The sequence below is a fragment of the Anabaena sp. CCY 9613 genome (genome assembly GCF_963920895.1).
Lineage (GTDB): Bacteria > Cyanobacteriota > Cyanobacteriia > Cyanobacteriales > Nostocaceae > Cyanocohniella.
In genome coordinates this window covers 175,881-188,555 of the sequence record NZ_CAWUDE010000008.1, presented here as the reverse complement: position 1 = coordinate 188,555, position 12,675 = coordinate 175,881, and the positions used below count along the sequence as shown (strand labels likewise).

The following is a 12,675-nucleotide window of genomic DNA, read 5'->3' as shown; positions in this document are numbered from 1 at the left end:
TTTGTGATTTTGCTAGATCAACTTATGGGTTGTAGTGAGGACTAATATTTTGAGGACTAAAGTCCTCACTACAAACTTTTCATGGCAGATAAATCAGCCATGATCTCCTGTGTTATCGCCAACAGCAGTTTCAAATGCTGGGGTTTCTTTTTCTTCGGCAATTTCAGCTTTGACTTCGGCCATAATGTCTTCCCAGGTTTCGCCCATTTCTGCAAAGGCGCCTTTACTCTTTTCGTAGGCGACAATGCCACCTTTAATCAGGGACTTGGCTATGGGTTTACCAATTCCGGCAACTACAGGAATAATCACAGGTGCTAATAGTACAGCGCCTATGCCGGCTATGATTCCAGGAGCGCCAGCATCTTCAACGAAATCAGTAATTTTAGGTGCCATAGTAAATTATCTCCATAGATGTGATAAAGCTTTTTAGGTTAGTCTGGGCGGTATGCTCATCTCATCCTGCTAATGGCAGAGTTCTGTTTCTGAGGATGGGACGTAAACCGTTGATTCCGGAAACAATGGTTGAGCCATTGTTAACTACTGTTACTGCTCAAGGAGTCAGACCAAACAAAACTGCGATCGCCATTGCTGCTATGTGAGGGATGGCAATAATATTGGTATTTTGCTGAATTAGTTTTTTGGCTTGACGCGCCATTGCGATCGCCTGTAATCAAATATTTTAGCTGTTCGCTTGTTGTCTTTGGTCAGCATGTCAACTTCCATGCTTTCTACCGCCAACAAATTGGCAATTACTTTTTGGCTTTTTGGGCGTAGTAGTATATCACTATATTTAATTATACCTTGAAGTTGACCGTTGAGAGCTACATAATTGAGAAATTAGAAATAAAATGTAGCATCAGAGATTGCTACCTCGCAGATGTATAAAGTAAGTCATAATCACAAATAATTAGTTATTCGACAAATACGCATGAGAAAAGGCTCGGCTAGGCCAAGCCCTTATGTATACCAAGCATTTACTACACCAATATTAATTTAAAACTTCTATTACTTTAGTTCATCCTCCTAAAGGATGTGTGCAAATATCTTAACTACTGATAATAAATTACTAGATGATATAGAAAAAAGGTTTGGCTGTGAACCAAACCTAAATAATTGCTGTGCTTAACAACGTACTAAATTAATTTAAACACACTCACTTTATAGTTCATCTTCCTTTGGTATGTAGCCAAAATTTTCCCATAAATCAATTATTGTCTGGTGATAATATTTACTGTTTATTATTGCGTAAAATTGCCATAATTATTGGGTTTAATTATTGTCATAGATTAAGCCAAAATACTATGAGAAAGTTTAATATTGATACCTAGTACCAGAAAGCGGAAGTCGAAAGTCTCAATGGTGTAAATTAAAAAATATCGGCTGGGTCGGCTGAGTTTAATTTTCGCATAGCGATCGCACCAGATATCAAACACATGATCATTGTCAAAATTAGAACTAAAATTATCCGGTCAGGAGTCATAAATAAGGGTAATTTGGTAACATTTCTGGTAAAGCCGTACATAAAAAACGAAACAAATCCACCAGGAATAAAACCACATACCGCTAAAATCAAAGCCTCTTGCAACACTACAAATAATAAGTAAGCATTGCGATAACCCATTGCTTTGAGGGTGGCATATTCCGGCAAGTGATCCATGACATCACTGTATATAATTTGATAAACAATAATTACACCAACTAGAAAGCCAATGGTGACACCCAAGGAAAAGATAAAACCAATGGCGCCATTTTCCTGCCAATATTTCTTTTCAAAATCAATAAATTCCTGCCGAGTAAAAACTTTCACATCATCGGTAAGGTAAGACTGCAATGCTTTGGCTACTACATCAGCATCGCTACCTGGTTTGAGGTTAATTAAACCTAGATTGACTTGACCTGGTTGCTGTGCAGAGAAAATTCGCAAGTAATTTTGGTCACTGGTGATGACACTACCATTAGCAACAAAAGATGCCCCAACTTCATACAAACCACCAATTTTCACTTTACGTCCTTGCAGTTCTGTAGAGACAGATTGACCTTGAGAAATTTGGGCGATCGCTTGTTCATATTTACCACTAGAGTTGCGATCAAATAACAATGTATTGGGATATTTAATCTGGTTTAACTTTTGGTTAACTTCTGGTAAATTAAATACAGGGTTTTCGGGATTAAAGCCAATGACCAAAATTGATTCATCTAATTTTGTTTGGGGACTTTTCCAAACTCCTATGCGAATATACAAGGGATTAACTGACTCAACTTCAGATAAATTGGCAGCTTGAAGTAACCGCCGCCGGGGAAAACTACTAAGTAATCCTAAATTTTGCCCTTGGCGACTCATTAATACTACATCTGCTGTTATCAATTCATGAAAGCGGGTATTGCTATCATATAAAGCCGACTGAAAACCTAATTGCATTAACATTAAAAAATCAGCAAAAGTAATTCCACAAAGGGCAACAATAAAACGCCCTTTTTTCTTCATTAATTGTCGCCAAGCTAGGGGGATTTTTGGTTTAAACATTAGAGGGAGTGGGTTCCTGATTTAAATATCTATTTCAATGTTGACTTGGAGGTTAGTAAATTTAGCTACTTGTTGACTGGCGGCTGGATCTAAACGGATTTTGGCTTCAATTACTCTGGCGTCTGTGGCTGCTGTGGGGTCGCTGTCTAAAACGTCTTTTTTGGCTACTTTTAAACCTATTTGATCAACTTTTCCTATTAAATTACCCTCAAAGGCGTTGCTAGGACTGGTAATACTAGCAGTTTGACCGGGGCGAATTTTGCCAATGTCACTTTCATAAATTTCTGCGATCGCATACATTTGATCAGTTTGTCCCAGTTCCACTATTCCTTCTTCGCCGATGGTTTCGCCGGGACGGGCTTGGATTCGCAGAATTTGGCCGGCTTTGGGTGCGCGGATATATGCTACCTCCAGTTCAACTAGCATTTTTTCAGCCGTAGCGATCGCACTATCTATTTCTGCTTGAGCTATGGCTATATCGGTAGGACGCACTTCTGCTGTTTGTTCTAGGGTGGCTTGGGCTTCTTGAATTTGGGCGGTGATTGTCCGTTGAGTTCTGGCTAAACTGGCTTTTGCACCATTTAATTCTTCTTGAGCGGTTCTTAGAGTTAATCTGCGACCGTCTAACGCTGAAGCGGCGATCGCGCCTGCTTGGTAAAGACTTTCATAACGGCCAAATTCTATCTCTGCATTCTGTAACTCTGCTTCTAAACGCGCAATATTGGCTTTTTGAGTCTGGATTTCTCCCTCTAACTGTGCTTGTAAATTGCTGACAGTTGCTTCTTTAGCCGAGATTTCACCTTGTTTGGCCCCGGCTTTCACCTGCGCCAGCTTTGATTGAGCCACGCGGATTTTCTGCTGTGCTTCTTTTAAATTAGCTTGCAGGCGATCGCGATTATCTAAAATAGCAATTACCTCCCCAGCGCGTACCTCTTTACCCTCACTTACCAACAGTTCAGCAACGCGACTACCACCACTAGGATCAGTAGGAGCGGAAATTCTAATTACTTCGCCTGCTGGTTCTAATCTTCCTAGTGCATTGATGGTTGACATGACAGGTTGATTAACTGGTGTAGTCACAACCGGACTTTTCGTATTAGTAGTATTAGATTGACGAGTTAGATAAACTACACCTGTTCCCATGGCCAACATACAAGTAACACCCAACGCAGCTAACCAACGCAAATTAGCTGGAAACAAAGACGATTTCTTAATTTCCTCAGAATTTCGCAACATCTCAAATCCCTTTTTTAACTAGGTCGGTGCAAATAAGGTTTACTGGTAAGGGTTGTCATTACTTAACCCGCGTATTGTTTAGCCGCAACTTCTAGTCGCCAGGACTGGATTCTGTGCTTCATACTTAAAGAAACCAGGATTAAGTATTTGCTGAGGGTCGTATTTCTGCTTTATTTCATTGACCTTAGGCCAGTAGTCACCGAATTGCGATCGCCATCTTGGTAAATCGAAGTCCGCCCAAGTCGCCAAATATCTTTTCCCACCCATTTGGAAACCCAAATCAGTCAGTAAATTTAACTGCTCTAACACAGGTGTAATCTGAGATTTAGACACAGTAGGATACATACCCAAGCCGATAATTAAATCATCATCGGGTAAAGGAAACATCGGCAATTTGTGATTGTCAGCTTTGAGACAAAATGAACCTACAGGTACAGTTCTAAAATCAACAAAAGAAGGTATGGACTGGAGAGCAATATCAATAAATTCTTTTGCCCGTTTACCAGGTAATAAAATATCAATCCAAGTATTAGCAGTACCCACAGGATGAGGTACCTGTCCTATGGGTTGAATAAACTGTTCAAAAGTCAAATCTTCGGTATGCACATGACGATAAAAATTCAAATCATATAGTGATTCCACATCATTAATATCATTGACAGAATCAACTTCTAGGGTAATTTGCATTCTGTAAAACCACTGTATTAGCGGTTTGATTTTACTTTCCGCCCTAGATACACCTTGTAAACAGGGAGAGAATAAAGATACTAAACCATCAATATACCCTTTTGAAACTAGATGATGTTCATCATGTAAAAGAGTATTTAAATCGTCATAGCAAAGAAAATAACTACGAGTATAAGGGCGATATTTCCTCAGACGACATTTGGCTTTAGTAATAATCCCAAACTGTCCATAACCACACAAAACGTGATAGAAAAGTTCACTATTTTCTTCTGGTGTACACCAAACAATATCTCCCGTTCCAGTGACAACTTCCAAACCCAAACAATTATCAGCTTGAGAACCGTAACGCAAAGAACTCAAACCTAAACCAGCAGCCGAGAGTGTTCCCCCTAAGGTAACCTCAAAGTTATTGGTGAGGACAGGCGGAATTACACCATGAGGTATAGCTGTATCAACTATCTGTTTCCAAGTCACACCAGGATCAGCTTGGAACCAAAATTCATCAGCGCAAAACTCATGAATTTGATTGAAATTTCGCATATCCAAGAGAATTCCACCTTTGTTCAAAGATTGACCACCTAACGAATGTCCTGCGGCCCGTGATGAAATAGTTAACCCTTGTTTAGCAGCATATTTGATAGCTTGAGCTACATCAGTAGCATTTTGCGGACGAATTACAATTTGAGGTTTTTTTTGAATAATGCCACCAAAATCTTGAGAAACCACCTCTAAATCTATCGTTCTATTACTAACTTCTCCAGCAATAATTTGTTTTAAATCGGTAATGATGCTGTTCATAAAATTGGTATTTTAAATTTTTTATCTACGAAAAATGTTTGTAGTGAGGACTCTAGTCCTCAGCTTGATTGCAAACTACAGTTATCAAAGCAGACAATCTTTATTCCTGCAATTGTACGAGATTGACGAAAACCTTAATTAATCGATATTTATCATTAATTAAAAATGCAATTTAATCATCTTCAAAGCAATTTTACACAAGTCAGGAATTAATCCCATAAAAGATAAAAAGCGATATTTTAAACTTAACTCTTTTGTATTAGTCAATATTGTTTTATTAGTTGCTCTTTCATACTTAAATACACAAACACAATCACCTGCTGCTTGTTTACTTAAAATCGCCGCTTTAATTCCCGGAAAAGCTCTTCTTGTGGCTTCTTGTTCCATCTCACAGAAGACAACACAGGGATGATCAAAACCGTATTCTTTGGCAAGAGAAAGAACCGGGCAAACTCTTTGAATTTCCAAAGCTGCATCTGTCCCCTGTTGAGAAACATCTACTACATCCATCACAAAACCCATCAAACCTAGTAGAGGAGCAGCTTGCTGAAAACCTTGAGCTAGAGTATTGTCATCAATAAAAGTACCCATCAACGCCTTTTGTTGTTCAGGATATTTTTCCATCATCTTTTCAAAAGCTGCTGCTTCTCCTAGTTCCTCTACCAGCTTTTTATATTTTTGAAATCGTTTTCTAAACAAATTCATGGATTTGGCTTCATCTAAATTGATGATGTCCTTCATGCGAAGATTACCCGTAACCAGTTCAGTTTCCATGTTCATAATTAATCAGGGAGTAGGGGTAGGTGGGGAGGTTGGGGGAGTGAATAAGCAGTCGCCCAATCCCCAGTCTCTAAATACTCGAATACAAGCAAAGTCCAACTATCCAAATCAGCCCATATTTACAAGCATTCAGGCAAGATAATGCAATATCTATTTCCAGTTCACTAGTTATTCCTTGTTGCCGTTTTGTTGTGTCATAGCTAAAGCCATTCGTCATTACTGACAGCGGTTGGTTGTGGGTAGTGGAGCGATTCCTCAACACATTTTTGGCTTTTTTCTTCAGTGATTTTGTTTTTTTCATCTCAAAAATGACTATGTTATTTACTATGCTGGGTCTTCTCGATTCAGGATTCCATCAGTTCCTAATAATGATCAGGCTCGGTAAATTTATAGCCAATTTCGAGGATTTTTCAATACTTCTTTGAGCATTGCTTCTTTGCTACCGGGTACGGGTTGGTCGTCGTATTCCCAGCTAGCCGCAGGCGGCATACAATTGAACACACTTTGCTGCTTCACCATACCACTGGCTAGACCAAAACGAATGCCGCGATCGCATGACAAAATAAATTCTACATAACGTCCCCGCACTAGATGCTGCCAATACTTGTTCTCTTTTGTAAAGGGCATATCTTTGCGTCTTTCAACAATGGGTATATAAGCAGGAAGAAAAGCATCAGCACAATTGGTCACAAAAGACAACAGTTTTTGGGAATTACCGTGATTGAGATGATCGAAGAAAATCCCACCTATACCTCGGTTTTCACCACGATGGGGTATGTGGAAGTACTCGTCACACGACTTTTTAAAGCGGGGGTAATAAGCAGAGTCGTACCTGTCACAAACTTCTTTATGCACCTGATGAAAATGAACTGCATCTTCCTCAAATAGATATGCCGGTGTGAGGTCAGCGCCACCACCCAGCCACCAATAAACTGGTTGGTTATTATTACTAATCTGAAAATAGCGGTAGTTCACATGAGCAGTCGGCGCCATCGGGTTATGAGGATGAATCACAAAACTAGAACCTGTGGCGAAAAAGCGGTTACCTCTTTTGGTAATCATTTGATCCGCTGCACCTGTAGCTAAGGCCCCTGATTGCTGAAAAGACATTCCCGGAGGTAATTCACCCTCTATCGCTACATAATTAGCTCCCACCTTTTCTAAAACATTGCCATTATGTAGCACCCGGTCAATATATATGGCTTCTTTAGTACTTTCACCAACTGTCCAGATACCCTTGTGGTCACGATTCCACGACTGTTCACATAAGTTTTGACCATCTATTACTGCTAGTGCTTGGCAAGTATTATCAAACATCTGTCTGAAAAACTTGTCAATTACCCCACGCATGGTTACTTGTTGAGTCACAGATTTTTCTAGGACATCAGTCATATTTATCTCCCCACTATTGATTGATGAAGTACATTTATTGAAGGGACTAGGGGTTAGCCCTAGCCTCTAGCCTCTTGTAAAAACTTGCGAAAAGTAATATCCAAAGCATCAGCCGCAACATGCAATTCATCTGATATTTTTGGCATTGATTGGGAATCTAAACTAGCAACTATTACTGTGTCTTCTTGGGCAAGTTTATGGTCAATTTTTCTAAAAAAGCCATCTAACCAAGGTATAGGTAAAACATTACGATATAAAACGCGTTTCACACGAGTATTATTTTCATCAATTGGTAGGTGAGCAACTAAAATTCCAAACTTGATATCAAATCGGCTACCTCTACCTACACTAATTTCTGCGAGGGTGACATTAGGCATATATAAGGTCAATTTTGTCTTTAATTCTGGTCGTCCACCTAGTAAAAGATTCAAAAAACTTTTCGAGTTACCTAATGACTCATAATTGACTTTAGCAACTGCACCCCAATCGTATTTTTCCACATCATAATTAATAGTTTTATTGAGAGGTATTCTTTGACCAAAAGATTTTCTATGGACTGCAATCACATGGGTAAAATCGAGATTAGCTTCCATGAGACGAGCATAGTTAGCATTATCTATGCCATCATCATACACAGGACGCATGGTGGAAACCATGTATTCTGGAAATGTTGGTAAGGGAGGACGTTGTGCTTCTGGTAAATCTCCATAAAATAGCCAAACAAAACCATATTTTTCTTTAATTGGGTAACTCTCTACACGAGCTTTTTTAGGAATAGGTGTCCCTGGTGTATTAGAAGGAATTTCATTACATTGTCCATCAGCTTGAAATTTCCATCCATGATAGGGACAACGAATACAATCTTTCTCAATCCAACCCAGAGAAAAGGCAGCACCACGATGGGGACATTGGTCTTTCAAAGCTATAATTTGTCCTTGAGAGTTACGATAGAGGACAAATCTTTGATTAAACATCACAACTTGCTGAGGCTTATTGGTAATAGCCGAGCTAAATTCACAAGCATACCAAAAGTCTTTCAACATATTTGTCTCCTAATGTTTGTTAAATATGTTGTCCTATCAAATTAATTCCAAGTTGTACTTGCAAGCTGGAAAATTAGAAAATTACCAACACAGCTAAATCTGTAATTTATGAAAATTAGAATCACTGTGAATTTAGTTCATCGATGATGTATATACAGGTTGTATTGGTTTTTGGTGAGAATTGTCTAATTTATTTTTATTAAAGTCCTCGCCCCAGCCCATAGATAAATATTTTTGGCGAAGCTGGCGATAAGCTAGGGTTAAAGCATCAGCAGGAACATGAACTTCAGTTGATAAAGTTTCCGGTATCAATTTGGGATATTGGGACTCGGTTACTACCCTATCTTCCAAACCAACTTTATGGTGAAAATTCACGAATAACCCATCAGCCCAAGAGTAGGTAAAGAAATTACGCAATTGAATGCGCTTGCTCAGTGTGGTGTACTTATCCACAGGAATATGGATAGCATAATTGATGATTTTGCCCCGACCAAAGTCACTTTCAATTTTAGTTATATTTGGCAGATAGAAGCTGGTTGTGGCATTTAATTGTGTCTGTTTTGGACGAAAAAAAGATTTAAATATACCATTTTTAGGCTTAGTATAGTTTTTGTAGATAATTTTGGTACTGAATCCCCAGTCTTCATCTTGAACTACATAGTTTTCAACTGTGGGATCTTGAGATAATCCCGCCCCAAAAGAATTAGCATGAACGGCATAAAGATGGGCAGGATCAAGAGAATTTTCTATGACACGAGTGTAGTGGGTTTGCATCTCGTATTCTAGATAAATAGGATGCATTTTGGGGTCATGATATTCTGGAAAAGGAGGAATTGGCGGTCTTTCTGATGGCGGTAAATCACCATAAAATATCCAGATAAACCCATATTTTTCCTGCACTGGATAACTGGTGATATTAGCTCTTTTAGGAATAGGTACTCCTGTTTCATTGGAAGGAATTTCTAGACATTGCCCATCAGCTTGAAATTTCCATCCATGATAAGGACAACGGATACAGTTATTTTCTAGCCAGCCCTGAGACAATGCTGCACCACGATGGGAACACTGATCCTTTAGTACGACTACTTGCTCTTGAGAATTGCGGTAGAGGACAAATCTCTGATTTAACATCACAATTTGCTTGGGCTGGTTGCTCACAGCTGAACTAAATTCACAAGCGTACCAGAAGTTCTTTAGCATCCCTAAGCTCCTAAGATTCTCGATAAATGACTGAACCTAAAGTGATTTTTCACTGGATGATGGTTTATTCGTGAATACAGGGATAGCTGCAAAGGTAAGTGTTTTTAGACAGTCACCGGATACCAGCAGATCAAAAATACCCGGAATAATGCCTACAGGCGATTTACCAATATTTCTCCCTCGGAAGTATTATTTGTGGTTTGTGGGCACATGAGCATTTGGTTTCATCGCATAAAAGTATTTATTTAACAGCAAATAAAGCCAAAATTTGCTTTTTTAGCTTCTAGAGTATTCGTTAACCCGCTCTGACACTTTCTGGCGTCTATTGCCTTTGTTGTGTGTCATCCTTTGGATAGAGTTGGAGTATCTTTCCTTGGGCATAGGTGATACTATACCAATGCACTGGTGCATTAGTCAACCAATGTATAATTTTTCCCGATAAACCATTACACCAATAAACTAGTAAATAGGTTTATTAGTTGGAGTATAGTGTGGCACAAGGAGAAGCTTCGATTCGGGTATACCTGCCCCCTGAAACGAAAGACAGGTTTAAAACAGTTTGCTTTTTTAAAGGGCTGAATATGTCCGACGTTTCAGCCGAACTTATTGAAGATTGGTTAGCAAAAAATGATATGGAACTGCCAAAATCTCAGAAAAACTCGCCCGCGCCTAAAAGTGAAAAAAGTAATAAATCGGCATGATTCAAGAAAGTAAATTAAATAAATTGCATCTCTAATTCTTTCTATAACTGGGCTGTGTAGTTTTACTGGTGCAGGAAGTCTTTATTGGGGACTGGGGATCAGGGGTAATGGGGACTGGGATGGAACAATTTTTTTCCCTCCGCACCCTGCACCCCTACTCCGTTTCACTCACTTTTGAACGCTAGTTGTTACAAGTCGGCATAGCCGACGACAGTCGCCCCAACGGACTGGCTTCTTTTGATTTTCTCCTTGACGTGCTAGCTATATCCTTCCCAAGCAATGGGAAAGGTGTAATCTGAAAATAGAGGAAAATCCGGATTGTCGCTGCGGGTTTCTTCGTCCAAAACTTTCACGACTTTGTTGTATATGTCTTCAGCTTGTTGTGGTGAATCGCCGATGCTGGTTAAGCCCAACTTGCCAAACTGGGAAAGACAACCCATGAGATGAAAGACTGTGCCTGTTTCTGTACCACTGTCAAAGTGCAATCGATGATGGGCGATAATATCCATTAAATCGTTGGGTAACAATCCGCGATAACGGTCTTTTTGTAGATTGTCGGTAGCTATATAGTATTTGGGTCGCCCTTGCTGACTGTAAAATAATCCTGTGGATAGGTCATAGCGACCGTTGGTTAATAATTTCAGTGTCATGAAAGGATGAGTTGTGCCACCTTTTCGCAAGTTAATTTCGATCGCCTGAATATCCCACTCGCCATTGCCCTTGTCAACGGTGATAAAATCAACACCAAAGCGCTCAAATGCACCTTTTTCGGAAAGTTTTCTGCCAATTTGTAATCCCCATTGCTGCAATTGCATCCGATAGCTGGGATCAGCAGGAAATCTGCAACCCAAATAAATTTGTCCGTCTGGCCCGCCGAGAATTTGGTCATGGGTGGAGACAATTTCTACTTCGCCAGTGGGTGTGATGCGTCCTTGGACACTAGGCGATCGCTTGATTTCTCCTTCTACAAAAGCTTCAGCTATGGCGCCCAATTCCGTAATCCGTCCGGAAAAATTCGCCCAACTCTCTTTTTTGGCTTGAAAGCGTAAATTTGTAAAGCGATCGCTAATTGCTGCTACTGTTTGCTCATGAGAAACTTTCCCTGGTGCTACATTCATAATTGGTCTCAAATCTAGCAGGGCGTTACCTTCTCCAGAAATGCCTTCATCAAGTTTCACGACTATGCGTTGTAATGTTGGTTGGCGTTCCCATAACTCACAAGCAACTTCTGCTAAATCTTCCTGATTCCACACCTTTTGACTTCCGTCTGGTAATGGTACTTTACTTTCCGCAAAGATTTGCCGACTACCACTTTTTGTCCCCCAAGTTTGTAAGTCTGGGGCGGCTGCATACAATGGCACATTTAATCTCAAAGATAATTCAGCTTCCAAAAATGTGGAATTGTAGCAAGTCATAAATGATTTTTCTAACCGCAGTGCTTGGCGAATTCGCTCTAGCAACCGGGGACGTTCTAAAATTTTGGCAGTTAGGGGTCTTAGGGAAGAATCATAAGTGGAAAGTAACAACAAACGATTGCGAGCATGGGAAAACGGAATACCCGGTAATAATTGCAAATAGTAATCAATAATACTCGGATGCAGAGGCATGGAAGTAACATAAATCAGCCTTGTGCGGGGATTTCGCAAGCGCATCAAAGAAAATAGCAATCTTTCTTCATAATGCTCACAACCTTCAATTTTTTGGAGTTCACGCTGGTCGATGCTGAGGGAGGGAATAATTAAAATATCCGCCTCACTATTGTCAAATAGTTCGATAGTTGGCCAGCGATCGCACAAAGTCAACTGAAGATGGCGAAACTTATCTACTTTGTCAAAATCTGTAATATTCAGCGTCACCATAATCCCTACCCCGTCATCGTCCCCAACACTGCTTTACTACTCTGGTATATACCAAAGAAAGTCAGATACCGCGAATATGCAACACTTCTTTGAGTGGAGATATTAGTAATCTAATTCTGTCACAGGGATTATTTTTATTACCTGTACCATGAGACTCATAAAATCGTACCAGTAAGCAGAGATTTGTTGATATTTGTCAATATCTGCCGCTTATTTACATATAAATCTTTTTGGTAAACAAGATTTGTCATCAAAAGCTATTAATAAAAATGAATAGCATTCTTATTTGATGTGGTAAAAATTCAGTAAATATTAATTCCTGATTCCTGACTGCCTGGGAAAATGTATAGAGATGTTGCGTACACTAATACACCTGATTTATTTGTCAATTACCTTCTAAAATAAAGAACATTATCTGAACAAGTTGATTACTGTACTTATTGCTCGTATCGGGA

Annotated in this window: 10 protein-coding genes and 1 pseudogene; 1 reads left to right on the top strand and 10 read right to left on the bottom strand. The window is 39.5% G+C overall.

Going from position 1 to position 12,675, the window contains the following annotated elements; all coding sequences use genetic code 11:
• Window positions 1–93 precede the first annotated feature (93 nt).
• From ACM0OT_RS11985 to ACM0OT_RS11945, 9 genes and pseudogenes are all read right to left on the bottom strand, one after another.
• Window positions 94–393, bottom strand: a complete 300-nt coding sequence (locus ACM0OT_RS11985) for a DUF5132 domain-containing protein (protein WP_414564559.1) — start codon at window positions 391–393, stop codon at window positions 94–96.
• A 61-nt stretch (window positions 394–454) separates the two neighbouring features.
• Window positions 455–828, bottom strand: a pseudogene (locus ACM0OT_RS11980) (hypothetical protein); the annotation flags it as partial.
• Window positions 829–1,366: 538 nt separating this feature from the next.
• Window positions 1,367–2,524: an ABC transporter permease DevC gene (gene devC / locus ACM0OT_RS11975; RefSeq protein ID WP_414564558.1), complete on the bottom strand. Its 1,158-nt coding sequence runs from the start codon at window positions 2,522–2,524 to the stop codon at window positions 1,367–1,369.
• Window positions 2,525–2,545: 21 nt separating this feature from the next.
• Entirely contained in the window at window positions 2,546–3,760 is a 1,215-nt protein-coding gene (locus tag ACM0OT_RS11970) for an ABC exporter membrane fusion protein (protein WP_414564557.1), read from the bottom strand.
• Between the two features lie 78 nt (window positions 3,761–3,838).
• Window positions 3,839–5,245 carry an FAD-binding protein gene (locus ACM0OT_RS11965; RefSeq protein ID WP_414564556.1) on the bottom strand — a complete coding sequence of 469 codons (1,407 nt, stop codon included), beginning with the start codon at window positions 5,243–5,245 and terminating at the stop codon, window positions 3,839–3,841.
• A 159-nt stretch (window positions 5,246–5,404) separates the two neighbouring features.
• Window positions 5,405–6,019, bottom strand: coding sequence for a hypothetical protein (locus ACM0OT_RS11960; RefSeq protein WP_414564555.1), 615 nt, complete (start codon window positions 6,017–6,019; stop codon window positions 5,405–5,407).
• Window positions 6,020–6,412: 393 nt separating this feature from the next.
• Entirely contained in the window at window positions 6,413–7,417 is a 1,005-nt protein-coding gene (hemF, locus tag ACM0OT_RS11955) for an oxygen-dependent coproporphyrinogen oxidase (protein ID WP_414564554.1), read from the bottom strand.
• A 59-nt stretch (window positions 7,418–7,476) separates the two neighbouring features.
• The gene (locus tag ACM0OT_RS11950) at window positions 7,477–8,460 is read right to left on the bottom strand and encodes a Rieske 2Fe-2S domain-containing protein (protein WP_414564553.1); all 984 of its coding nucleotides are present in this window, start codon (window positions 8,458–8,460) and stop codon (window positions 7,477–7,479) included.
• Between the two features lie 132 nt (window positions 8,461–8,592).
• Window positions 8,593–9,660, bottom strand: coding sequence for a Rieske 2Fe-2S domain-containing protein (locus tag ACM0OT_RS11945; RefSeq protein ID WP_414564552.1), 1,068 nt, complete (start codon window positions 9,658–9,660; stop codon window positions 8,593–8,595).
• 491 nt (window positions 9,661–10,151) lie between these two features.
• On the opposite strand from ACM0OT_RS11945, the gene ACM0OT_RS11940 reads away from it, so the two are divergent.
• On the top strand, window positions 10,152–10,361 hold the full coding sequence (locus ACM0OT_RS11940; protein ID WP_414564551.1) for a plasmid partition protein ParG: 210 nt from the start codon (window positions 10,152–10,154) through the stop codon (window positions 10,359–10,361).
• A gap of 257 nt (window positions 10,362–10,618) precedes the next feature.
• On the opposite strand, the gene ACM0OT_RS11935 is transcribed toward ACM0OT_RS11940, so the two are convergent.
• Window positions 10,619–12,220, bottom strand: coding sequence for a peptide ligase PGM1-related protein (locus ACM0OT_RS11935; protein WP_414564550.1), 1,602 nt, complete (start codon window positions 12,218–12,220; stop codon window positions 10,619–10,621).
• Between the last annotated feature and the right edge of the window lie 455 nt (window positions 12,221–12,675).

Excerpts from the sequence above, each read along its gene's own strand:
- ACM0OT_RS11985 (WP_414564559.1), bottom strand. The coding sequence starts at position 393 with ATGGCACCTAAAATTACTGATTTCGTTGAAGATGCTGGCGCTCCTGGA.
- devC (WP_414564558.1), bottom strand. The coding sequence starts at position 2,524 with ATGTTTAAACCAAAAATCCCCCTAGCTTGGCGACAATTAATGAAGAAA.
- ACM0OT_RS11970 (WP_414564557.1), bottom strand. The coding sequence starts at position 3,760 with ATGTTGCGAAATTCTGAGGAAATTAAGAAATCGTCTTTGTTTCCAGCT.
- ACM0OT_RS11965 (WP_414564556.1), bottom strand. The coding sequence starts at position 5,245 with ATGAACAGCATCATTACCGATTTAAAACAAATTATTGCTGGAGAAGTT.
- ACM0OT_RS11960 (WP_414564555.1), bottom strand. The coding sequence starts at position 6,019 with ATGGAAACTGAACTGGTTACGGGTAATCTTCGCATGAAGGACATCATC.
- hemF (WP_414564554.1), bottom strand. The coding sequence starts at position 7,417 with ATGACTGATGTCCTAGAAAAATCTGTGACTCAACAAGTAACCATGCGT.
- ACM0OT_RS11950 (WP_414564553.1), bottom strand. The coding sequence starts at position 8,460 with ATGTTGAAAGACTTTTGGTATGCTTGTGAATTTAGCTCGGCTATTACC.
- ACM0OT_RS11945 (WP_414564552.1), bottom strand. The coding sequence starts at position 9,660 with ATGCTAAAGAACTTCTGGTACGCTTGTGAATTTAGTTCAGCTGTGAGC.
- ACM0OT_RS11935 (WP_414564550.1), bottom strand. The coding sequence starts at position 12,220 with ATGGTGACGCTGAATATTACAGATTTTGACAAAGTAGATAAGTTTCGC.